Below are 22,317 nucleotides of genomic sequence, written 5' to 3'. Positions count from 1 at the left end.
ACGGTATGAAAGTTGTCGCCCCGCAAGCTAGTTTAGCTTCCCGAACGAATCGTGGAGAGACGTCGCCGCCGACGCTGAAAGCCGCATTAAGGCGGATATTCGCCAGGATGCAATGGGGAAGAGGTCAAGCTGCGGCGCTGTGAGGGGGCGACGACTACCCTTGCAAACAAATTATACGCACACGTAGGAGAGGATGTCACGTTGATTGTGAGAGGAGATCCCTGAGGGTGAGACTGGAGGAGTGTGTAGAAGAATGGTTGCTGGGGGCGACGGGGTGGGCCATCGCGCGGCCTTGCGCGATTGGCACTGTTGTGAATCTGCCCGTCGCCGTCGAGGCGAGACCCGGGGTCGCTCGTAAGCTCGGCTTGACCTCGGGTCTGCGCCGTTATGCCGACGGACGGTTTATTACATGTAGAACGCGTGAAGGACTCCACATGGGAGTTCTGGCTCGTGTTGGGCGTGACTTCATAGATGTCGATACCCCGAGTGGCTGCACATGCATCAATCTGCAGGCGATACTAAGGGTTGACCTACGAGATTAGTTGGGTTGGTGGGGGATTAGTGACGTGACGACTCGATCTTTTCACGCGTGTTTGCGTATCCACGCGAGATGTATTCGTTTAGCCTGTCGTCTTCGATGCGCCATTGGCCGCGGCCGCCCACTTGGATTGCGGGAAGTTCGCCCGTCTTGATCAACGTGCGGACTTGGCCGACGGAAACGTTTAGATATTCAGCAACATCTGCAATAGTTAGAAACTTAGCCATAGATACATTGTGACATAGTTTTGCTCCGAATGGGAGTTATCCACAATGGTGTGGATAACTTTTTCGGGACAATCGCCGTTTTTGCGATGATAGGCGCATTCGCATGAGAAAGGAAATCGAAAATGGCGACATGATGGCGCGATCCACGGTTGGGGGTCGAAGTTCTTCTTGTGGCTCTTTCGGGGATGGGCGGCGCATTCGCGTTGTCTGGCCCCGAGAAAGTCCCCGTCTACCGGGCTTGTTCCGCGATGGTCCCCGGGGCTGTGATTTCTAAGGAGGATCTTGACGTTGTGGAGATTGCCGAAACGTTGGCCGTCTCGCATGTGGGGCCTTCCACAAAAGAAGGGGATATTGGAGAATCGGTTGAAAGGGCGAGCTTGTGGCGAGGAGTCGCATCGATCGGAGTGGCGAGGGCGGAACGAGGGTCGCCATTCGCTTGACGCCTCCGGCTTCTTTGTCCGCGACGCCCAGAGCGTGCGTCGAACTTTGGCGCGTTGCGTTCCGGTGGGGGAGGCGACGCTCCCGCGGCGGCCTTTTTGTGGCGCTGGATGTGCTTGTGTTGTCGGTCAACGCGGAGGGCTCGAACGCCGCGGAGGGGGGCGACGGCCGAAGTCCAGATGCCGGACCAGTGCGTGCGTCAGGTTTTCGGCCATGCGGTCGGACGACGGATACGTTTTGGCCGGGAGGCGGCGATGAGTCTGCTTTTGTGTCTTGGCGGCGCGCTGGAGGCCGAAGTCGCCCGCATCCTTTCGAAATCCGATCCCGTCGTCGGCATTGCGCGGCGATGCGCCGACCGTGCGGAAGTCGTGACCGCCGCGGAAGCCGGCGTCGGTTCGGTCGCGGTGCTCCGCGAATGGGATCTCAAGCTCTCCAAACATCTCCACAGATGTAGGATTGTTATAGTGCATGTCGACGGTTCCGGGAATCCCAATCTCGGCCCTCGACGCCGGTGTGTGACGCCCTGACCTCGCCTTTCCCGGGGACGTCGTTGCTTGTGTGCGAAGTCTCATTGAGGCGATGGCTGGCGATGCGGGGATTCCGCCCGCGGAGGAGAAGGCGATCGACGTCGTCGGTGCGGAAGCCGACGATATGAGCGAAGGCAAGGGGTTTGGGGAACGCCGGTCGCCGTCTGGGGCAGGGGTCGCCTGGAAGATCGACGTCGTCGGCGCGGAAGCCGACGATCTGAGCGAAGGCAAGGGGCCCGGGGAACGCCGGTCGCCGCCTGGGGCAGGGGTCTCCTGGAAGATCGACGTTGGCGCGCGACGCGGCCTGTGTACCTGCTCGGTGCCACAAGGCGTTTTGCTCGTCGACGCAGACATGTACGCGTCGCTGTCTCAGCCTTTCTGCGTGGAGGGCGAAGCTTCGGCGCTCGTCGGGGTTGCGCGCAGGCTCAATCGCGGCGATGCGGGCGATGTGCTGCGGGAGTGCCCCATGCGGGTGCACGGTGCCGTCCGAAGGCGGGCGGGCCAGACGTCGGACAGGCGGTCTAGGGCAAACAGGCAAAAGGAAAGGCACGTGACCGCTGAGAAAAGAGCAGCCTCGGGCGGAGAGCCGCATCGACGCGATCGAAAACAAGGCACCGGCGACGGCGCGGAAGAAAATGGCGATGGCGCGGAAGAAAGTCGTTTGCGGCGAATGAAGCGGCTGTTTCCGCTTCGAAAACGAAGGCAGGGGAATGCCGCAGGCTCGAGTGGCCGCACCTGAGTATTTCAGGGCGAGCCCGTTCCGAGAAGACAGATAGGCGTCCATCGGGTCTCAGAAATAATCGTTGGGAAAGAAACGCCGTGCGAGGGCGCTTCGAGATATTATTCGCCATGTGTCGCTAGTATGGCGCCGTGAGAATATATATTCCTGCGACGGGCGTGGACATCGGGCGAGACGCTCTCCTTCCCCGAACCGTGCATGCTGTCACCGACGAGTTGCGGGACCTTCTTCCGGGCGACGTCGAGGAAGTGCTTGAAGCGGTCGCCATGAACGCCGCGACAGACGAATCGTTGCGTGTGCTGGCTGCGTTGGCGGCCAGTGGGGAAACCGTCTATCCCCTTCGAGTGGTGATAGCGGCCGAGATCGAAGAGAAAAAGACTGCGCACGTCGAGGGGGAAGATATTCTCCCGACCGCCTTGCAGCTTGTCGAACCGGTTGGATGGGAAGACGTCGTTTCTTTTCACGTCGACGATGCAAAGGCCGCCAACGACGTCGTCCTCGCCATCGGCGGCGACGCAGCCGCGCTCGAGCGCGTGACCGACGACGAAGACCTCATGTGGTTCGACGTTGAGGAACGAGGTCGACTCATCGAGTACTTCGGCTGAATCGAATCGGCTGGACGTAGGCCCAAATCCGACAACCAAGCCGCCGACAAGGCGCGCCGCTTCAGAACGAGACGTTCGGCGGCCTGCTTGGCGGGCGCGGCGTCAAGCTGCTTAGGCCTGACACGCTGGAATCGCTTGTGTTCCGGAACATCGATTCAGCTGCGCTCAGGATATTGAGCGCCTTACCCTTGGCGGTAAGACCCCAAGTGCCAGACGCTGAGACTGCGGGCTTTGGCTTCGCCTCCCGCGGCGAAAAGCGACACCTTGTCCGCGCCTGCAGCGGGGTAGACCGTTTCGGTGAGGGCCAGCTTGCCGTCGTCGGCGAATACCTCGACGGACGAGGAGTCGACGATCACCCGCAAATGGACGAGGCCGTCCTTCCCGGGTTTGAAATCCGCGACGCTCCGCCCCGGGAAGGCGGGAGAGAATCCGACCTCGCCGGAGTTCGACCGATCGACGAAAATCTGCTGCTTCGCGGCGTCGTAGCCGATTCTCGTTCCCTGCGTTTTGCCGCGGGCGTCTTGTGTGGCGTCTGCCAGAACGGAGATTCCGCTCTCCTTCGCTTTGAGGGGATCCAGGGTCAACGAGATGTCGAGGGATTTGCCCGAGGCTGCAGCGTCAAGCGGCGTCGTGCCCTGCTCGATCGTCACGTCGGACTTCTTGAATTCGCCTCCGGTTCGCAGCGAATTGAGGGACGAAACTGGGGAGAACACGAGGCGCTCTTTGCCGTTTGCCTTGCGGAGCTTGAGCTCGCGCACGGTGCTCATCGCGGAGCGCCACGTTTTCGTGGGAACTTCCTTCGCATACGTCCAATTCGACATCCAGCCGACGGCGTAGCGTTTGCCGTCGGGGGCGCCTTCCCACGTGACAGAAGCGTAGTAATCGTGGCCGTAGTCGACTTTCGGCACGGACTCGTTGAACGCGGGCGTGTCGGAGAGCACGATCTGGTCGACCGTGATGTGACCCCAGTGACTCGAGGTGTTCTTGTCCTCTATGACGACACGGGCTTTCTTTCCCCGCCACTTCTTCAGATCGAGGCTCTGCCAGAACATCTTTGCGCTGTCGTTGCCCGTCGCGGTGGCGACCACCTTGCCCTCGACGACGACGTTGACCGACGTGTGCTGGGATCCTTCCACCGAACTGTAGGGGTGGCTTCCGCCGCCGATGAGCATGTTGAGGCGATTGGCGTTGATCGTGAATTCGGGCGACGTCAAAGTTCCCGTGTCGGAATCGCCCGATCCGTAGCTGTTGACGTAGCCTGAGCCGACGTACCCGGAAATGTCCCTGCCGGTGGCATGCGACGGCCCGTTCCCGAAGGCGGAGCCCGACGTCGTCCACGAGCCGTACGCGTCGTCTTCGAAGTCCGCCAGAGTCTTGCCCTCCTTGCCCGTGTAGGTTCGGGAGGAATCGGCTTTGAACGTCTTGCCGTCCCAGTCGCCGACGAAGTACTGAGCGGAAGGGGACGTGTTGACCGTGAGAACCCATCGGGTCTTGCCGCTTTCGCCCTCGACCTTCATGGGGAAGAGGTCGGGGCACTCCCAAACGGAAGAGACGTCTCCGACCGGCCCGAAATCGGACTCAAACTTCCAGTCCTTCAGGTTGGGCGAGGAATAGAAAGAGACTTTGTGTTCGTCGGCCTTGACCAAGACCATCGTCCAGCGCTTCGTCTTTTCGTCCCAGAAGACTTTGGGGTCTCGGAAGCTCTTCGATTTGACGTCCAAGACGGGCGCCCCGCCGTTGTGAAGGGTCCATGTTCGGCCGTTGTCCGTGGAATAGGCCAGCGATTGCGATTGGATGCCGCTCGCATTGTCGTTGCGCGTCCAAATCGCGACCATGGGGGGATTGTCTGCGGTCCCGAATCCCGACGTGTTGCGGGCGTCGACGACGGCGGAGCCAGAGAAGACGCCGTACTGGTCGGTCCCGGGTATGGCGACTCCTAGTTCTTTCCAATGCACGAGGTCGCTGGAGACGGCGTGCCCCCACGACATGTTTCCCCAGTCCGATCCCTTCGGATTGTACTGGTAGAAAAGGTGGTACTCGCCCTTGTGGTAGACGAGTCCGTTGGGATCGTTCATCCAGTTGCCCTTGGGCGTGTAGTGGGTGAGGGGGCGCCACGGGTCGTTTGCGTCAACTGGAGGGGAGACCGCGGTGGAGTTTGCGGGAGTCTGAGCGCTCGCGGCCTCCGGGTTGGGCGAGGCGGAAGCCCCCGCCGACGGCGTTGAGCTCGACCGGTTGGAGGACCCGTCGGTTTGGCCGGTCTGTGCCCGGGAAGACGATGCTGCGGAGGCGGGACGGGAAGCGCCCTCGCTCGAAAAACATCCTGCGCTCGTGAATGGAAGCAAGAAGGCGGCCGCGAGCGACAAGGCGGCGCGCGGCTCTTTTTTAAAAGATTTCACAACTTGTTCTTCCCAGGTAGTTGTTATGTACGTTTCTACATTAGTACTCGTGGGCGAATTGGGAAAGGGGCAGGATTGAACGAAAGGCAGAATTCTCCCGGGGGAGCGGACATGCGGACAGGGCGCGAAGACGTCGCCCCGGGTCCGCCGCTCGGCGGCGACGCCGGGCGGCGGACCCGATGAAGGGCGGTTTGCCCGGGGAAACGCGACTTTGCGCATTTCGCCGGGCGAGAGAGGCGGGCGGCTTTTCCGCGTGTGCTCCGATTGCCCGCCGCGCGCCCGCCTGCAGACGCGCCCCCGTGCCCGCAGTGACAATTAACCGGATTCCAGCTCGACCAGTGGCGGGCGGCGCGTACCCCCGTGCCTGCAGTGACAATGGACACTTAACAGCGGATCTCCACGCGCGACGAACCGTCGCCCAGGGGCCTGACCGTCACGCGTTCGGCGATCATCTTTTTCATCTCGGCGACGTGGCTGACCAGGCCGACTGCCCGTCCGTCCCTTGCCAGGCCCGTGAGCGTCGACATCACGAGCCCGAGGGTGTCTTCGTCAAGGGAGCCGAACCCCTCGTCGATGAGCAGGGTTTCCAGCGCTATTCCGCCATTCTCGGCGCGGACGACGTCGGCGAGGGCGAGCGCGAGGGCAAGCGAGACGTAGAAAGTCTCGCCTCCCGAGAGGCTGCGGGGAGACCGTTTGGCGGCGCCGTCGGCCTCTCCGTCGCGGTCGATGACCGTCACGGAGAGACCGGTTTTAATCTCGCGCGAGCCGCGTTCCTTTTCGTCGCTGCGGGCGAGTTGGTATCTGCCGAGGGAAATGTCGGCGAGCCGTTCGTTGGCGCGGTCGAGGATCTGCTCGAACCTATGGCGCACGACGAAGGTCGCGAGCGGAATCTTCGTGATCGAATCGCTTCCCGCGTTGGCGAGATTGGCCAGGCGCAAAACGGGCCCCGCCGAGCTCTGCAGCCGGGCCCACGCCTCCTCCCTTTCGGAGACGACGCCGAGCTGGGCGCGTGCTCCTAGGCTGCGCTCGTTCGCCACCGCGGCCCGCCTCTGGGCGGCTCTGGAGGTTTCGGCGGCTTCTTCGGCGAGGCGGGCGGTTCCTTCGACGTCGGGCGCCTCGTCTCCCGTCAGCTCGGCGATTTCAGGCGCGGCGAGGTCGCGGGCGACGTCGTGGGAGGCCTGTCGGTGCTCAGCTACCCGCGTTCTTGCGGCTTCGGCGGCCTCGCGGGGCATGAATGCCTCGCGCGCGGCCGTCGCATCCGCGAATCCCGCCTCCGACAAGGCTGCGGATAACTCGCCCTCCCGCGCGTCAAGCTGCCCGCGTGCGCCGAGCAGTTCCCGCACGGCCTCGACCAGGCGGCGCTGCGCGTTCGCCCGCTCGACATGGGCTTTCAGCCTTTCGGATATCGTTTCGTAACCCGCCAATTCGGGGACGATTCTGGCCTGCGCCCGTTCGACGGCCGCATCTAGGCCCGCGATTCTGGCTTCGGCTGCCGCCTGTTCGCTTTGGGCGGCGGAAAGGGATGATCCTGCAGCCTCGGAGCGCTCTCGCAGGTCTCTCAGCTCGACTTGGCTTGCCGCGGCTTTGCGCTGCGCGCGACGGGCCGACGCGAGCTCGGAGCGGGTCCGTTCGAGCGCGGAGGCGACGGACTCTCGCGTGAGGCCCTTCAAATCCGCCTCGGCGGACGCAACCTCGGCCTGGGCCCGCACAGCGTGTTTTTCGGTCTCGGCGAGCAGCCCCCGGGCTGCTGCTGCGCCCTTCTCCGCGTCCTCGACGTCTTCCCGGGTCGCCTTGACGTTCGAAGGCGGCGCGGGAGCGGGATGCTCGGTCGAACCGCAGACCGGGCAGGCCTCGCCCTCGGAAAGCCCGCCCGCGATGATCGCCGACATCGAAGCGGTCCACGCGAGCGTCTGTTCGTCGCGCAGCAGGCGGGCCTCCTCGAACGCCGCGGCCGCCTTGGCGACGGCCGCATTCGCCTCCTTCGACGCGGAGCGCGCGCGGTCCAGATCGGCGAAGCGCGCCGCCGCCTTTGCGAGCGACGCGGCTTCCAATTCCATGCTCTCGACGCGCGACGCCTCCGCTTCTTCGGCGGCCAGCCTCTCCTCGACCCGAAGGATCGCCTGCGGGAGCGCTGATGCCTGCGCCCGCGCCGCCGCGACTTTCTCCTGTGCGCGCCGAAGGACCTCGCGCGCGGCGGTCCGCTCGCGTCGCGAGGCTGCGAGTTCCTTTTCCACGGCAGCCAGCTCAGTAAGGCGGCCGGTGAGGGAGGTCATGGTTTCAAGGAGCGCGGTCTGCGACTCCAGTGTCGCCGCGTCGACGTCGTGCGGCGAACGATCCGAGGCGTCGAGGAGCGCAAAGCGCCGCTCGGCCTGGCCGAGCTCGGCTTTTGCTCTGTCGAAGGCCGCGAGGAAAGAGGCGACGCCGGCGGCGAGGGCGTGGGCCGCGAGGGATTCGTCGAGCTTGTCGATCTCGGGCTCTTCCGCGCGCAAGCGGTCCCGGCAGGCCAGAAGCCGCGAGCGTTTCTGGAGGCGGGAGGCGAGGTCGGCCGCCTCTTGAGCCGCAACGGCTCGCTCGCGGGCTCGCTTTGCCGCGAGCGCGGACTCTTCTTCGGCTGACTCGCTTTCTTCTTCTGCTCGGAGCACGGCGGCTGCGGCGAGCGCCGTCGTCCGGACCGCGTCTGCCGGGTCCCCGGCCGCGTCTGCGGCTTCCGCCAGCTCGGCCTTCGCTTCGCCTTCGAGCCTGAGGGCCGTTGCCAGGCCTTCGACGGACGACGCCCATTCCCCGCGGGCCGAATCGACTTTTGACTGCGCCGCCGCGGCCCTTTCCTTGAGCAGTTCGGCGACCCGCCTGTAGGCGGACGTGTCGAAGACCTGCTCCAGCAAGGCGGTGCGCTTGGTCGAGTCCAACGTGAGGAAGTCGGCGAACTTCCCCTGGGGGAGCACGATCGTTTGGAGGAACTGTTCCCGGCTGAGCCCCACGAGGCGTGCGATCTCAGCGCCGGTTCCCGCGGGCTTGGCCTCCAGGATCTCGCACGCGTCGAACTGTTGAGCCTCCACGGCGCTTTCGGAGAGCCGCCACAGCTTGGCCGACGCGTTCGTCGGATTCTTGTTTCCGGCCTTGGTCCATTGGGGAGTGCGGCGGACGCGGAAGGTTCCCGCCTCGACGGAGAAGACGAGATCGACGAAGGACTCGCGAGAGGGGCTGGCGTGCGTCGAACGCATCCTGGCGTCCGTCGAATCCCTCCCTCCGGCGACGCCGCCGTAGAGCGCCCACACGACGGCGTCGATGATCGTCGACTTTCCCGAGCCCGTGGGCCCCTCGAGCAAGAACAGCCCTCCCGCTGTGAGGGCGTCGAAGTCGATGGAAAACGTGTCCGCAAAAGGGCCGATGCCCGAGACGGTCAGTCGCCTAAGCCTCATCGCCTCGCTCCTTTCATGGGGGCTCGCTCTTTGTCTCCGTTCACGGGAGTGCCTTTCATCTCCGTTTCCCGTCCAGACGGGCGGCTTCCCACGCCTCCGCGAGGATCGCGCGTTCCTCGCCGGTCAGGTCTCGGTTGCCCGCGGCGGCCATAAAGGAGGAAAGGATGTCGAGGGGCGCCATCGCGGCAATGGAATCGGCTCGCTCGTGCGAGCGAAGGCCTCCCTCGGGCGTGTGGCGGAGCTCGAGGACGTTGTCAAAGGCGCCGTAGATCCGGGCGGCCATGTTCGCAGGCCTGCTCGGATCCGTGATGACGATTCGGAAGAAGGCGTCGGCCGGCTCGTGCGGGGCTTGGGCCAAAAGGTCCTCGAAGCCGCCGGCCAATGTGCGAACCTCGCGCCACACAGGGGCGGGAACGATCTCGGTTTCGACCCGCTTGCCGTCAATGTGGAGCAGGATCGAGCTCTTGGGCGCGGTTTCGGAAAAAGAGAACGCCACGGGCGATCCGGAGTAGCGCATAAGGGGATCGCCCGGCCTTCCCACCCGCTGCGGCGAGTGCAGGTGGCCGAGCGCCACGTAGGAAAGCGGGCCCGGACCGTCCTCGCCGAGCCTGAAAAGCCCCGACGGGGCGCTGTCGACTCCCCCGACGGAAATGTCGCGCTCGGAGTCGGCAGGCTTCCCTCCGGAAATGAAAGCGTGGGCCATGACTATGAACGCCCCGGCGTCCTGCGGGCGCGAGCGGACGTCGGCTGAGACGAGCTTGAGAGCCGCGGCGAGGACGGCTTCGTGAGACCGGCCGAGAGGCTCGGCGGCTCCGTCGTCGCCCGACGTCGGATCGGAAGGCGCCAATCGCAGCCGCTCGACGTCGGGGTCGAGATACGGAATGGGGTAGACGAAAACTCGGTTGCCGTCCCTTCCGACGATTTCGACGGGCCTCCCGCATCGGCGGGCGTCTGTGCGGATATGGACGTTCGGGCGCATAAGCGAGGACCCGAAGCCCAAACGCTGAGGCGAATCGTGGTTTCCGGAGGTGAGGACGACCGTCGTCAGCTCAGCGAGCTCCGCCAGTGTTCGGTCGAATAGTTCAACGGCCGACGTAGGCGGCACGGCTCGATCGTAAACGTCGCCCGAAATGAGGACGGCGTCGATCCGGCGCTCTTTGACAAGGTCGACGACGTGGCGGCTCCACATTTCGAAGGCGGGCGAGAGGTCCGCCCGGTGGAGGCTGCGGCCTAGATGCCAATCGGACGTGTGCAGAACGAGCATGGAGTCAACCTATCGGGGGCCTCCGACGCTTTTCCGGGCGGGCGGACTCCTTGAAGCCGCCCGGACGGCGCGCTTCGGAGCGTCAAGAGGCGGCGGGCGGGCGTTTCACGCGGCGGAGCGCCTTTCAAGCCTCGGAGTTTTTCTGGGAGTTTACCGGCGGGAGCGCGCTCCACGGGAAGGCGATCCAGCGGTCCGTCCGCTTCCAGACGTATTCGCACTTGAGGACGGTTCGGGGCTTCTCATAGAGGACGGCCGTCCTGATCTCGGAGGCGTACTGTTCGCAGATCTCGTGGACGAATTTGAGCGTTCGCCCCGAATCGGCGACGTCGTCGACGATAAGCACCCTTTTTCCCGCCATCCCGTGGTTGTCGGGGACGGGATCGACCAGTCGGGGATCGAGGAGCGTCGTTCCGATTCCCGTGTAGAATTCGACGTTGAGCACGAGCAGGCTCTTGATGTCCAGGGCGTATCCGATGGAGCCCGCAGGAAGGAGGCCGCCCCTGGCGACGCACACGATGATGTCCGGGCGAAAACCCGAATCCCACACGGAGCCGGCCAGGTCGCGGCACGCCTCCCCGAATTCATCCCAGGTGAGTATTTCGCGCTCGTCAGTCATGCGTCAATTATGCCCGCTTTGGCTTCGCGCGGCCGACGCGCTGAGGCTCGGCGCGCCTTCGCCGACGGCGTCCTCGTCGCGAATGGACCCCAGTATCTCAAGAACTTCGGGGTGGAGTGCGCCGTTGGTGGCGAGGGCGCAGCCTCCCCACGGGCCGGGTTCGCCGTGCAGCGACGTGAAGGAGCCGCCAGCCTCGGTCACGATGGGAACGAGGGCAGCCATGTCGAACAGCTCCAGCTCCGGCTCGCACGCCAGGTCGACGGCGCCCTCGGCGACCAGCATGAAGCTCCAAAAGTCCCCGTAGGCTCGCGAGCGCCACACGCGCTGGGCGAGGCGGAGAAACGCGCGAAGCTGGCCGCGGTCCGCCCAACCCTTGAGCGAGGAGTAAGACATCGAGGCTTCCGCCAGATCGGAGACTTCCGAGACCAGGAGCCGGCGCGCGCCCACCCAGCTCTTGCCCGTGAACGCGCCGACGCCTTTAGCCGCCCACCACCGCCTGCCGAGCGAGGGCGCCGAGACGATGCCCACAACGATCTCGCCTTCTTCTTCCAGCGCCAAAAGCGTTCCCCACACGGGGACCCCGCGGACGAAGTTCTTCGTCCCGTCGATGGGGTCGATGATCCAACGCCTGGCCGAACGCAGGAGAATCCCGCCGTGTTCCTCGCCATAGATGGCGTCTCGCGAGCGCGAACGGCCGAGCATCGCCTTGATGATCCGCTCCGCCTCCCTGCCGACGCCGGTCGCGGGGGAAAGGCCCTCCTTCGTTTGGGCGGAGAAATCTTCGGTCTGAAAATGGCGAAGCGTCACAGAGTCGACGCGGTCGATGATCGAGCTCGCGAAGGCGAGGTCGTCGTTGACGCGGGTGAGGGACATTCTCAGCTCCAATCCTCGGTGCAGGCGGCCAAGAGCCGGCGAAAGGAGGCCGTTCGGGCAATGAGCCTCAGATCCGTCTGCTCGGACAGCGCGCATTCCGGGGAATCCCACCCGTGCTCGCAACCGCGTGGGCAGTTCTCGGCGATCGCGGCGAGGTCGGTGAATCCCCTGAGAACATCCTGCGGCGAGACGTGGGCCAAACCGAAGCTGCGCACCCCCGGCGTGTCGATGATCCTCCCGCCGCCGGGCAGGGCGAGCGAGACGGCCGACGTCGACGTGTGCCGCCCTTTTCCGGTGACCGCGTTCACCTCTCCCGTCGCCCGATCGGCGTCGGGCACCAAAGCGTTGATGAGGGTCGATTTTCCGACTCCCGAATGGCCGACCAGCACCGTTTCGACGCCCGCGAGCGCCTTCCGGAGGGCCTCCAGCCCGCTGGCCTCGGCGTCTCCCTCCTCGAGCCTGCGAGCCTCCAAGTCCCTGCGGGATCCCAAGTCGACGACGACGACGCGCAGGCCCAGCGCCCCGTAGGAATCGAGGAGCCGGTCGGGCGAGGCGAGGTCCGCCTTCGTCAGCACGAGCAGCGGCTCCATCCCGGCGTCGTAGGCGGCGACGAGGCAGCGGTCGATCATCCCGGTTTTCGGCGGCGGGTCGGCCAGCGCCGTGACGATCGCGAGCTGCTGGGTGTTGGCGACGATGCAGCGCTCGCGGCCGTTTCCCTCCTCGGTGCTGCGCAGAAGCCGGGAGGCGCGGGCCTCGACCGAGACGACGCGGGCCAAGGTGTCTTTTTTCCCCGAAACGTCGCCCGTCACCCGCACTCGATCGCCGACGACGACGGAGCCGCGGCCCAGCTCGCGAGCCTTGACCGCGGTGACGGCGAGGCCGTCGGCGAGCACGAGGCGGTAGCGGCCGCGATCGACGCCCACGACCTCCGCTGTGCTGGCCGACGAATAGTCGGGGCGGATCTTGGTGCGGGGCCGCGACCCCTTGCCGGGGCGGACCCTCACCCGAGGGTCGTCGGTGCCGATGTCCCGCCTCATGCCCCGAGTCCGGCGTGTCCGAAGATGTCGCCGAGCGGGGCGGGTGCGACGTCCTCGGCGCCCGCCGCGAGGTCTTCCCACATGTCGACGAATTGGGGGAACGTTTTGGCGGTCGTCTCGACGTTCGCAACTCTCAGGCCGGGAATGCGCAGTCCGAGGATCGCCCCGAAGGTGGCCATGCGATGGTCGGCGTAGGTCTCGATCGTCGCGGGCTTCGGCGGGCCCGGCTCGATGAGAAGGTCGTCGCCTTCGATTTGCGCCGTCGCGCCGACCTTCGTCAATTCTGCGACGAGGGCCGCCAGACGGTCGGTTTCGTGGCCCCTGAGCTGGCCGATGTTGCGCAAAGCAGACGGGCCGTTCGCGAAGGCTGCGACCGCGGCGACCGTGGGCACGAGCTCGCCGACGTCGTGCATGTCCGCGTCAAGAGGGGCGATCGTGGCCGGTCCGCGCAAGGCGAGCCTGCCATCGGCTGCGCGGGTGCGCGCCCCCATGGCCTCAAAGAGCTCGCGATAGGCCGACCCGGGCTGCCTCGAATCGGGCCAGTCGAGGATTGTCTCGCCGCCCGTCGCCATAGCGGCGGCGAGGAACGGCCCCGCATTCGACAGGTCCGGTTCGACGGTGACGTCGCCGATCCTCGGGATTCCGGGCTCGACCGTCCATCGCGTGGGCTGACCGGGGGGATCGGCGGGTTCGGCGCCGAGTCCGCCGCAGGCGTCGGAGCCGTTGCACGGAGACGGTTCGACGGAAGGCGAAAGTCCGCCGGACCGGCCGGAACCGTCGATGGCGCGCACTGCGATGCCCGCCTCGCGCAGTACGTCGACGGTCATGGCGATATGCGGCGCCGAGGGTATTCGCCGGCCTGTGTGGCGTATGTCCAGGCCCCTTTCCATTCGGGGTGCGGCAAGCAATAGCGCCGAGACGAATTGCGAAGATCCCGACGCGTCGATCTCGACCGTCCCTCCTGTGACCGCTCCCTTTCCCTTGACGGTCATCGGCAGGGCGGCCTGGCCTGAGGCGGACGTTGAATGCGCGATCTGGCCGCCCAGCTGCTCCAGCGCCCGGACGAGCGGGGCGATCGGGCGCGTCCGAGCGGCCTCGTCGCCGTCGAAAACCACGTCCCCCCGCGCAAAGAGGGCGATTGGGGGGACAAAACGCATGACGGTTCCGGCCAAGCCGACGTCTACGTGCGCGCCCCGCAGCGGGCCGGGCGTGACGACGATCGCTGCGCCGTCGCCTTCGACTCCTGCCCCCATCGCAGCCAAGGCCTGCGCCATCAATGCGGTGTCCCGGGAAATGAGGGGGCGACGTATGACTGCGGGCTCCTCGCCGAGCGCCGCCGCAAGCAGGTACCTGTTCGTCAGCGACTTTGAACCGGGAAGGCTCACGTTTGCGCGGACGGGGCCGGAAGGCTGCGGCGCGGTCCACACGGCCCGCGGCCCGGGCGACGACGAGTGCCGCGCGGACGGTTGCCGCGGCTCTGACTGCTGTGCCGCCGCGGATGCTTGCTGCGCCGGGATCGGGTGCGGCACCCGTCGCTGCGCCGACGCGGAACGTTCATGCGTCATGGCGCTCGGCTTTCTCTGCCTCGAAGGGAACGGCGCCGTCGCGGCCTCCGTCGCTCAATGAGGCGGAGCCCATTGCGGTCGAGCTCATTGCGCCCGATTCGCCCGAGCGGCCTTGAGCGCCTCCTTGTGGCGGCGATTGGCCTGCCGGCGCCAGGAGAGGGAAGGCTTGCCGTCCCTGTCGGCCGCGGCGAGAAGAGCGCCGCCGACGAGCCCGGCAGCCCCGAGAAGCCCCGTCAGCTCGGTGAGGCGCTCCTTGCGGTCTTTGCCCTTGCCCGACCACACTGGATTGTTCGCCAGCGCCACCGGGACTTGCGCGGCCGCGAGGACGGCCCCCGCCGCGCGCGGGAACTTGCCGGCGGCCAGAGCGACTCCAGCGACCGCGAAGACCGCGCCGAGGCTGCGAATCGCCGAATCCGACGTCGTCTCATCCAGTTCGACGCCGAACTTCGAAGCGACGGGGGCGAGCCGCTGCGCGCGCTCGCGGTGAGCCTTGGGGCGGGCGAGCGCATCGGCGCCTGAGACGATGAAAGGCGCTGCGAGAAGGGGCCGGGCAACTGCACGTAGAATACTCATGTGTCTATTCCTACAGCATAAAGGGCCTTGCTCGCAGTAATCACTCCGGTTCGAAAGCGCGGATCGCGGGTGGGACGCTAAGCGAGGCGCAGGTGGGACGCTAAGCGAGGCGCGGGTAGGCCGCCGGGCGAGAAGCGGGCTGGCCGCCGGGCGAGAAGCGGATAGGACGCAAGACGAGGCGCGGGCTGGCGGCTAGACATGCTGCGGGTTGGCGGCCGTGGACAAGCGGGAATCTCGGGAATGTCACCATGCAAGGCGGATCGCGACGGCCGCCGCGAAAGGACGGCAAACGAACGGAAAGGCCGCCGAGGCCAGCAGGCGGGCGGCAGGCAAGCAGGTGCGCCAGGGGCGAACCGGGCGCAGCGACCGGGAATGAAAACCGCCGCGAAGCGTTACCTTCGATGGCGGGGCCAATCCCGCTACCCTAGGAGACGATGACTACCGAGACAACCATTCCAGAAGCCGAGGGCCCCGACGCCGACCGGGCGGCGGAGTTCGACGTCGCAGGCGAGACGCAGGCCGAAAGGTCGCGTCGCTTCGAAAGCGAGGCGCTTCCGTTCCTCGACCAGCTTTACGGAGCGGCCATGAGGCTCACCCGCAATCCGCAGGACGCCGAGGACCTCGTCCAGGAAACGTACGCGAAAGCCTTCGCCGCGTTTCATCAGTACAGGCCCGGCACGAACCTCAAGGCGTGGCTCTACCGCATCCTCAACAACACGTTCATCTCGAACTATCGGAAGGCTCAGCGCCAACCGAAGCAGGCGGATGTGGCGGAGGTCGAGGACTGGCAGGAGTACGACGCTTCGACCCACGCGTCGAGCGGATTGCAGTCCGCGGAGGCTGAGGCGATCGAGAATCTGCCGGATTCCGAGATTCGGGACGCCCTGGCTCAGCTTCCGGAGGATCGCCGCCTCGCGGTCTATCTGGCCGACGTCGAAGGTTTTTCCTATCAGGAGATCTCGGAGATCATGGACACCCCGATAGGGACGGTCATGTCGCGGCTTCACCGAGGCAGGCGGCAGCTGCGCGATCTGTTGACCGACTACGCGCGGGATCTGGGGTACGGCAAGAAGGAGACGAAATGAGAAGCGACGAGGAGATAGCGAAGGCCGTCGAGGAGATCTTGAGGGCGAAGTCGGATCGGAGCTTGCAGGACGCAGGGGCAGGCGGGGCCGAGGGTCTGGCTGGAGCCGGCGACGGGCCGGACGGCTTTCGCGACAGGGCCGATGGCTCCGGCAATGGGCGCGACGGCGTCGGCGACCGGCGTGACGGCCTTGACCGCGGGCCAGGCGGCGACGGCGGCAGGCTGAACGGCGACGGCAGCCGAGGCGTGCGAGGCGCGGGCGTCGGCGGCCCGTGCGGGGCGGCGGGGAGCTTCCTCGAAGGGTCGTGCGAAGAGGTTGCCGACCACCTTTTCGAGTTGCTCGACGCTCAAATGCCTCTCGAAGCGGCCGCGCGTCTGCGGCGCCACTGCGAGACGTGCCCCCACTGCTCGGAGCTGGCCGAGGCGGAAATCCACGTCCGCGAAATCGTTAAGAGGTCGTGCTGCGCAGAATCAGCGCCCGTCAGCCTTCGCATGCGGGTGACGAACCAGATAGCCGTCTACAGGTCGACGACGGCGTAAAACGGCTGCAGGCCGGCGAAGGCCTAGAGCGTCTACGAGTTGGCGACCGTATGAAAGCCGTGGTGGTTTTCAGACCGGGCGAAGGAGTAGAGCGTCTGCGGATTGGCGGCGGTGTAGCGCTGCGCTGCATAGGGAGGGGCGGCGTAGAACCTCGGGCCGGGGCGGCCATAGGGCAGAGGTCGCCGCCAGACCTGCGCCCGCGTCGTGGTGTCTGTCCCGACACCGGGGACGAGGGCCTGGCGGCGGAGCCGAGTCCTGTGGGGGAGGCCCGGCGGCGAAGCGGAGCTCGGCGGGGTGGACTGGCCTGAGGCTGCGGCAACTGTGGCTTTGAACGTCCGGCTTTGCTGGGCCCGAGTGGAGAATGCGGTTTGCCGCGTTCCTTGGCTGCCGTCGTTATCTGGCGTCGTCGCCCTCGATAACTTCTCTAACTGTTTTCTTTAGCTGTTCCGTTTCCTCTTCAGCTGCTCTTCTCGAAGAAATGCTCGGAAAGATCGGAAAAGAGAAGCGTAGAGGCGGCGAAGACCGCTTGAAGGTCAAGCAGCGTGGCGTTGTCTTTGATGTTGTCGAGGAGGGAGTTGCTGGTGTCGATGCGTTTCGGGTTCTCGGATTCCCAGAGGATGGCCCCAATGTGCTGTTTCCCTTTGCTCAGACGGACGCCCTTTAATGAGCGTGGTTTGAGGGTGAGGTTCCCGTATTCTTCCTCCGTGAAACCTAATTCTAGAGATTCTGCCCTGACGCTCCGTTCATGTTTGCGCATGTGGCTGCATTCCCCTTGTTCCCAAACTTTCCCCAGATACCCTTGTGAGTCCGGATAGGATGTTCGATTCTTTTTGGCCAGTTTTGGGTTGTCAGAGCCCCGAACTATGGGAATGAACTCGCGTTTGTCGTCGTCGTGCGCATATATCGTAAAACGAACTTCAGGCGACCATAGGCCGAGCTCCTCCGAAAGATTAGTGCCTATGACTTCAATTGCCTCGGAAAGAGCTTCTTGAGCAGTTGACTTTTGCTCCCTTGCCTTGTCCAGATCGATTAAAACCTGACGGAGGCTCTTCCCCTTTTTCTCCGACTGGATCTGTCCAATGATCGTCAAGGACGCACCGCCGCCGAGGAAAAGCCACAAAAGGAGCGATGAGGTCGGGAAAAATGCGGCCACGGCCAACAGAACTGATCCTGTGGAAGTTAAGAAAGCTCCAAGGTGGCTGTTTACCATGCGCGCAAAGCGAACTAAGAGCGGTTCGCGAGACACGTCCTCGCTCATGCCGGGACCAAGCTGAGTCCGTCTTGTTCCAAGTTGTATTTGTCTTCTGAACGCGGAGTGTCGTCGTCGACGACATTTATGCCGACCTCTGAGGCCGAGTCGCTGATCAGCCGATCGGCCTGGCGCACGCTTTTTGATACAGGGTCGCGAACGATGAGAGAGACGGTTATAACCGTCTCTCCTCGGGAGAAGTCGCGATACACGTTTCCTTCGACGATTTGGGAAAACTCGTCATTTTTGTTGTCGATGATGCTTCTAACGAGGTGAGAGCGAAATGCTTCGAACTTTTCCCTGCCCGAATCGGGGTCCATTACGGTGTCGATGAACTGGGCTTTCAGGCGACTCAGCGTTTCGGCCATCGTGGCGGTCCTTTCTCCTCGAGTGGTTCCAAGTCTATACGAGGACGGGTGTGCAGAGTTCCGCTTGTGGACAACCCTCTCTTGTGGGCCGTTCTTGCGCGTAAAGCGTTTTCCATGCGAAATGCTCTTCCGTGAAAGTCGGGAACGCATCGCGCCTTTTGGCGCTCTCCGGCGCACCACGATTCTTCCCGGCGGCGGGGGCAGGCGAGCGCGCGGGCCTTTTTGGGGCGACGGGGAACAAACGGAGAACAAGAGGCGCGGGACGACTAAAGCAGGACGACCAAAGCTGAACTGGGTGCGGTTTGACAGGCCTTTCATGCCGCGGGGGATGCGCAGGCCATATTGGGCGGCTGGCGGTTGTGGCGGCGCATAGCGGCCGACGTCGTCGGCTGATACACTTTCGATCTGTCGTGTGCCTTTCGGGTGCGCAATCGATTTGAGGAGCAACAATGAGCCGTCGCGGTCGCAAGCGTCGCTCGCGCGCGGGAAAGCCTGCCAACCACGGCAAGCGTCCCAACGCATGAGCGCCGGGCCCGGGTCTAAGATCCGGGCCCTTTCGACGCCCGTATTTTCCCCGTTTCGCGGGTTTTCCGGGCGCGGCCGTGCTGTGGCTTTGTTTGCGTGCGGCCCGCAGGTGTGGCTGCGCTATGGCAGTGTATTTCGCGCGTCCGATCGCGGGGTGCGGTGCGCGGTATCTCGTTGCGCGAAACCGGTCGGGTGTTTGCCGCGCCCGATCGTGAGTGCGGTGTTTTCGGCTGGCGTTCGCGGAATCGGCTGCGTTTCATTCGCCGCCCAGGGAGTCTGCCCGGTGTTTCCTGCCGTTCGCCGAGTCTGCGCCGTGCTTCCTGCCGTTCGCCGAGTCTGCCCGGTGTTTTCCTGTCGTTTGCCGAGTCTGCGCCGTGCCTCCTGCCGTTCGCCGAGTCTGCCCGGTGTTTTCCTGTCGTTTGCCGAGTCTGCGCCGTGCCTCCTGCCGTTCGAGGAGTCCGCTGTGTACGTCGGTGATAAATTCGGTCCATGGCCGTTGGACGATTGACGCAACTTGTTTTTGAATGCGACGACGCCGTCGCGCTGGCGAGGTTCTGGCAACAGGTTCTCGAGCTTCCGGAGCCGCCGGGAGGGCGGGGGCTTGTCAAAGGCGCCGGGGGTGAAAGCGGGGCTTTTGCCGACGGGGACGGTCGCGGTCGGGAGGCAGGCGGTCGGGCTTCCGCCGTCGGCGACGCGTGCGAATGGAGTGTTGTCGGCGATGCGTGCGAATGGAGTGTTGCCAGCGAAGAGCCGGAGCTGGCTGTTTCCGGCGAAGAGCGGCCGGAGTGGGTGACCTTGGAGTGGGAACCCGTCGGGAGATTTTCATTCCATCGCTGTGAGGGGTACGTGCCTCCGAGGTGGCCCGGAGGGAGCGGCGAGCATCAAGTGCATTTCGATCTGCTGGTTGAGGATTTGGCAGAGGCCTGCGGCGTCGTCGAAAAGGCCGGCGGGCGCCCTCTCACGCCGATTCTTGACCCCGGACCTAAAGAATGGCGGATCTACGCCGATCCCGCAGGGCACCCGTTTTGCCTGGTGACTGTTCCTGAATAGGGCTGGTTGCGTGGTGATCTTTGAATAGGTTGGTTGCGTGATGACTGTTCCTGAATAGGCTGGTGGGCGTCGGTTGAGGGCCGAACGCTCCATCGCGGTTTTGCAAACTTAGGTTTCGATGTCGTTTGTTTAGTCGGTAATTATAAAGTATTTAAAAGAATAATTTGAAAGATTTTATCGAACAAAAAATTGACATTGGGCTGCTGCTTCTGTAGGATGGTGGGCGAAGGGATGGAGAGCGAAAGGAGGCGAGTTCGATGAGTGTCGACGCCGATATGCAGCCGGATGCCGCGGGATCCGGCTGCGGCCCGTCCGATGTGGATCCGCCTGTCCAGCGGCGGAGTCTAGGGGGCGACAACAGATTTGCCGATTGCCTTTCGCGTTTGAATGAAGTTGTGACGGAGTTGGGGGAGGTCGACCTTTCCGCCTTGTCCGAGGAAAGGCTGACGGCTGGAGCTGCTGATCTCGCGAAGGCCGTTTCTCGGCTGGGAGCGGTGCGCGGGCGGATGCTCGTCGCCATTGAGAAGAATGAAAGTTGGCGCGCTTCGGGGGCTCGCACCTTTGTGCTTTGGAGCGAGAAGACTTCAGGGCAATCCCCGAGCGCGGCTGTCAAGGAAATCAAACGGGCCGAGGCCCTTGATTCGGGGCTGCGCAGGATGTCGGAGGCCTTGAAGAACGGCGAGGTTTTTGCGGGGCACGTCGATGTCGTTCGTCGCTTCTTGTCGGCGCCCGAGTTGGAAGACGCGTTCACCGACGCCGTTGAGGAGGAGTTTGTCGCATGGGCGCGGGAGTGCGCCCCGCGGGAGTTCGAGCGGCGCGTCAAGGCGCGCGCTTATCGGCACAGCCCGTCGTTCGGAGTCGAGACCGAGAAAGTCGAAGCGAAGAAAGAGAACGTGGCCTTCGCGAAAGAAGGGTCGGGGATGCGCATTTCCGGGTGGCTATCGGACGAGAGTTCGGCGATCGTGGACACCGCCTTGTCGGCGTTCATGGGCCGCAAACGCGTTGAGGACGCCAGAAGTTTGCCGCAACGGCGAGCCAGTGCGCTCGTCGAACTGGCCGGCGCGAAGCTTGACGAAGGCGGCCTCGGCAAAGGAGCAAGAATCCGACCGCATATTTTAGTGCACGTCCCCTTCGAGACTCTTCGCGGCTTGGAAAACGGGACGCCTCGTCCGGGAACTGAAGACGTGCAAGGCCGGAGTGTTGCGGGCGACGACGGCATCGGCGAGGAACGCGACGGTTCGCCTTCAAAGGAGGAGACGCGGCTGTCGAAAGCGAGGACGGATCGGAGCCGTGGCCGCACCGACCAACCGGAACGCCGCGACGGTGTGGGCTGCCTAGGGGAAGCATGCCGTGAAGCTGGTCGAGGGCAAGGGCGTTTCGGCGCGTGCCTGGAATCGTCTGTGAGCCAACAAGAAGAATTTGGAACGATTTTAGGGGCGATTCCTGCTCTGACCGACGTTGATGCCTTACGAGGGAACGATCCTGCTGTTTTAGACGACGACTCGCCCCTGTCTGCCACCCAGCTGGCGAGGCTGGTTTGCGATTCGTCCGTTTCACGCCTCATTTTCTCGGCAAACGGCGAAGTGCTCGACGTGGGCAGGGAGAAACGCCTGTTCACTCCCGCGCAAACCCGTGCGGTCATCGCGAGAGATCGGACATGCCGATATCCGGGATGCGGAGACACGATTTCCCATGGACAGGTTCATCACGCCTTGCCCTGGGAAGCGGGCGGTAGAACCGACCTTGCGAACGCCGTCCTGCTGTGCTGGCACCACCATGCCCTAGTTCACCGTGAAAAAATCGCGATCGCGCACCACAGCGGAGGCTTTGTCTTCACATCGCCTGACGGCAAAACAATGGGTACCAGGAAGCACGGAACATGACTGAGCAAGAGACGTAAGGCGGTTGGGCAAAGAGTCGGCGCGGTCGCCAAGGCCGCGGGGGGGGGGAACGCCTTGAAGGGTGGTTTAGGCCCTAAGTGGGACTAAAGAGTCTAAATTGATCTAAAGACTCTAAGCGGGCCTAAGACGCGCCGACGGCCGGGACTCCCAGCCAATCGTTCCACCCATTGTGGAGAACCAGCCATGCGATGAGGCCGTAGCCGGCTTGGCGTGGTTCGTAGCCGCTGGACATCGACAAGTCGGTGTTCCACTGTTCATGCTCGACGAGAGGAGTGAAAGTGTCGACGTAAGGGAGATCGCGGCGAGCGCAGACGTCGCCGAAGGCTTTCGACAGATCCAGCTGGATTTTGAAAGGCACTTCTCGACGCGGGGGAGGACCGACGATGAAGGATCGGAGCTTCATTCGCGCAGCCGCATCGAGGATGTTCGCCAGATGGAGGCGAGCGCGGGCAAGCGTCTGGCCTGAGTCGAGGTCATGGGATCCTAGACCGATAATGAGACGATTGTCTTCATCGTGGCGAAGGCGTCGGGCCACTTCGTCGCCCCAGCGTTTGGCCAGCGCTGCTGTGTCTTCGCCTGGAACGGCAAGGGTTATTGGCATGAGAGGCGGTTCGCTGCGGGTTCGTGCCATGACTCGCCCAGTCCAGCCGAGAGCCCGCGCGTCGCCGAAGCCCGCGACGAGCTCGTCGCCGATGAAGAAGATCGCCACGTTTGCTCCTCAGTTGTGCTACATCTTAGAAGTTACCTCAACTCTAGACTGTAGCGCCTCCGCTGTTGTGGAAG

Annotated in this window: 20 protein-coding genes; 8 read left to right on the top strand and 12 right to left on the bottom strand. The window is 64.3% G+C overall.

From position 1 onward, the window contains the following. Positions 1–558: 558 nt before the first annotated feature. Positions 559–765, bottom strand: coding sequence for a helix-turn-helix domain-containing protein (locus A4H34_RS08465; RefSeq protein ID WP_009200062.1), 207 nt, complete (start codon positions 763–765; stop codon positions 559–561). Positions 766–1,457: 692 nt separating this feature from the next. Here A4H34_RS08465 and A4H34_RS11065 point away from each other — a divergent pair. The 3 genes from A4H34_RS11065 (at position 1,458) to A4H34_RS08450 (ending at position 3,074) form a co-directional block, all read left to right on the top strand. Beyond that, complete coding sequence (locus A4H34_RS11065; RefSeq protein ID WP_156510303.1) at positions 1,458–1,730, top strand: hypothetical protein; 273 nt, start codon at positions 1,458–1,460, stop codon at positions 1,728–1,730. A 52-nt stretch (positions 1,731–1,782) separates the two neighbouring features. Then, complete coding sequence (locus tag A4H34_RS08455) at positions 1,783–2,469, top strand: hypothetical protein (protein WP_064231800.1); 687 nt, start codon at positions 1,783–1,785, stop codon at positions 2,467–2,469. Positions 2,470–2,600: 131 nt separating this feature from the next. Beyond that, on the top strand, positions 2,601–3,074 hold the full coding sequence (locus A4H34_RS08450; protein ID WP_040323670.1) for a DUF6912 family protein: 474 nt from the start codon (positions 2,601–2,603) through the stop codon (positions 3,072–3,074). Positions 3,075–3,256: 182 nt separating this feature from the next. On the opposite strand, the gene A4H34_RS08445 is transcribed toward A4H34_RS08450, so the two are convergent. The 8 genes from A4H34_RS08445 to A4H34_RS08410 all read right to left on the bottom strand — a co-directional run bounded on the left by A4H34_RS08445 (position 3,257) and on the right by A4H34_RS08410 (position 14,817). Next, positions 3,257–5,470, bottom strand: a complete 2,214-nt coding sequence (locus A4H34_RS08445) for a glycoside hydrolase family 32 protein (protein WP_197480465.1) — start codon at positions 5,468–5,470, stop codon at positions 3,257–3,259. 383 nt (positions 5,471–5,853) lie between these two features. Further along, positions 5,854–8,889, bottom strand: a complete 3,036-nt coding sequence (locus tag A4H34_RS08440) for an AAA family ATPase (RefSeq protein WP_064231799.1) — start codon at positions 8,887–8,889, stop codon at positions 5,854–5,856. 55 nt (positions 8,890–8,944) lie between these two features. Further along, a complete protein-coding gene (locus A4H34_RS08435; protein WP_064231798.1) occupies positions 8,945–10,153 on the bottom strand; it encodes an exonuclease SbcCD subunit D in 1,209 nt (402 codons plus the stop codon). 124 nt (positions 10,154–10,277) lie between these two features. Continuing rightward, positions 10,278–10,769 (bottom strand): phosphoribosyltransferase, encoded by a 492-nt coding sequence (locus A4H34_RS08430; RefSeq protein WP_009200074.1) that lies wholly within the window; start codon positions 10,767–10,769, stop codon positions 10,278–10,280. A gap of 3 nt (positions 10,770–10,772) precedes the next feature. Then, positions 10,773–11,642, bottom strand: a complete 870-nt coding sequence (locus A4H34_RS08425; protein ID WP_064231797.1) for an inositol monophosphatase family protein — start codon at positions 11,640–11,642, stop codon at positions 10,773–10,775. Between the two features lie 2 nt (positions 11,643–11,644). After that, on the bottom strand, positions 11,645–12,679 hold the full coding sequence (gene rsgA / locus A4H34_RS08420) for a ribosome small subunit-dependent GTPase A (protein ID WP_064231796.1): 1,035 nt from the start codon (positions 12,677–12,679) through the stop codon (positions 11,645–11,647). Beyond that, entirely contained in the window at positions 12,676–14,244 is a 1,569-nt protein-coding gene (locus tag A4H34_RS08415; protein ID WP_231871010.1) for a 3-phosphoshikimate 1-carboxyvinyltransferase, read from the bottom strand. Before A4H34_RS08415 ends, rsgA begins: the two co-directional genes overlap by 4 nt. Positions 14,245–14,328: 84 nt before the next feature. Next, a complete protein-coding gene (locus A4H34_RS08410; RefSeq protein ID WP_009200079.1) occupies positions 14,329–14,817 on the bottom strand; it encodes a DoxX family membrane protein in 489 nt (162 codons plus the stop codon). Positions 14,818–15,251: 434 nt separating this feature from the next. Here A4H34_RS08410 and A4H34_RS08405 point away from each other — a divergent pair, with 434 nt between their 5' ends. Both A4H34_RS08405 and rsrA read left to right on the top strand, forming a co-directional pair. Then, entirely contained in the window at positions 15,252–15,902 is a 651-nt protein-coding gene (locus A4H34_RS08405) for a sigma-70 family RNA polymerase sigma factor (RefSeq protein ID WP_009200081.1), read from the top strand. Beyond that, positions 15,899–16,441 carry a mycothiol system anti-sigma-R factor gene (rsrA, locus tag A4H34_RS10730; protein ID WP_082903172.1) on the top strand — a complete coding sequence of 181 codons (543 nt, stop codon included), beginning with the start codon at positions 15,899–15,901 and terminating at the stop codon, positions 16,439–16,441. Before A4H34_RS08405 ends, rsrA begins: the two co-directional genes overlap by 4 nt. A gap of 457 nt (positions 16,442–16,898) precedes the next feature. Here rsrA and A4H34_RS08395 read toward each other — a convergent pair whose 3' ends face one another. Both A4H34_RS08395 and A4H34_RS08390 read right to left on the bottom strand, forming a co-directional pair. After that, the gene (locus A4H34_RS08395) at positions 16,899–17,699 is read right to left on the bottom strand and encodes a hypothetical protein (RefSeq protein WP_156510302.1); all 801 of its coding nucleotides are present in this window, start codon (positions 17,697–17,699) and stop codon (positions 16,899–16,901) included. After that, a complete protein-coding gene (locus A4H34_RS08390; protein WP_064231794.1) occupies positions 17,696–18,058 on the bottom strand; it encodes a hypothetical protein in 363 nt (120 codons plus the stop codon). The genes A4H34_RS08395 and A4H34_RS08390 overlap by 4 nt, the downstream gene beginning before the upstream one ends. Positions 18,059–18,507: 449 nt before the next feature. Between A4H34_RS08390 and A4H34_RS11590 the strand changes: the two genes are divergently transcribed. The 3 genes from A4H34_RS11590 (at position 18,508) to A4H34_RS08380 (ending at position 21,516) form a co-directional block, all read left to right on the top strand. Beyond that, positions 18,508–18,582 (top strand): 50S ribosomal protein bL37, encoded by a 75-nt coding sequence (locus tag A4H34_RS11590; protein WP_379051184.1) that lies wholly within the window; start codon positions 18,508–18,510, stop codon positions 18,580–18,582. A 490-nt stretch (positions 18,583–19,072) separates the two neighbouring features. Next, positions 19,073–19,633, top strand: a complete 561-nt coding sequence (locus tag A4H34_RS11300; RefSeq protein WP_197480464.1) for a VOC family protein — start codon at positions 19,073–19,075, stop codon at positions 19,631–19,633. Positions 19,634–20,028: 395 nt separating this feature from the next. Continuing rightward, positions 20,029–21,516, top strand: coding sequence for an HNH endonuclease signature motif containing protein (locus tag A4H34_RS08380; protein ID WP_064231793.1), 1,488 nt, complete (start codon positions 20,029–20,031; stop codon positions 21,514–21,516). A 139-nt stretch (positions 21,517–21,655) separates the two neighbouring features. Here the strand turns inward: A4H34_RS08380 and A4H34_RS08375 are convergent, their stop codons facing one another. Then, complete coding sequence (locus A4H34_RS08375) at positions 21,656–22,243, bottom strand: GDSL-type esterase/lipase family protein (RefSeq protein WP_009200090.1); 588 nt, start codon at positions 22,241–22,243, stop codon at positions 21,656–21,658. Positions 22,244–22,317 lie beyond the last annotated feature (74 nt).

The sequence above is a fragment of the Peptidiphaga gingivicola genome, assembly GCF_001652275.1.
Classification (GTDB): domain Bacteria; phylum Actinomycetota; class Actinomycetes; order Actinomycetales; family Actinomycetaceae; genus Peptidiphaga; species Peptidiphaga gingivicola.
The sequence above is the reverse complement of the archived record's forward strand: the minus strand, read 5'-3'. Positions and strand labels throughout refer to the sequence as shown.